The following is a 308-nucleotide window of genomic DNA, read 5'->3' as shown; positions in this document are numbered from 1 at the left end:
AAAGGCAAACAACTGAAACGTGTTGGAGTTAGAAATCGCGCGGGATACATCGGTAAACCGGTCTTCGACATGGTAGCCAAAATACAAACTCGCCAGACCGATCAAGCATCCGCCCACCATGGCTTTCGTCATACTTACCGCCACTTCTACAACCGTAAGTTGCTGTAACAGCGCACGAATATAATCCACTAGCGTAATACCACCCTCGTGATACAACTCGATCATGGCAAACGACGTTAATACACAAATCATGTTGAAGTAGAAAAACATCAGCATGAGCGATACCGGAAAGGCAAAGAATACCGGCA

General features: G+C 46.1%; 1 protein-coding gene. It reads right to left on the bottom strand.

Going from position 1 to position 308, the window contains the following annotated elements:
• The coding region (locus NLF92_RS12750; protein WP_254102578.1) for an ABC transporter permease at window positions 1-308 on the bottom strand (308 nt) is incomplete at both ends.

Origin of the sequence: Opacimonas viscosa (assembly GCF_024199005.1) — a bacterium.
GTDB classification, from domain to species: Bacteria; Pseudomonadota; Gammaproteobacteria; order Enterobacterales; family Alteromonadaceae; genus Opacimonas; species Opacimonas viscosa.
Note: the sequence above shows the minus strand (reverse complement) of the source record. Positions and strands in the feature narration are given on the sequence as shown.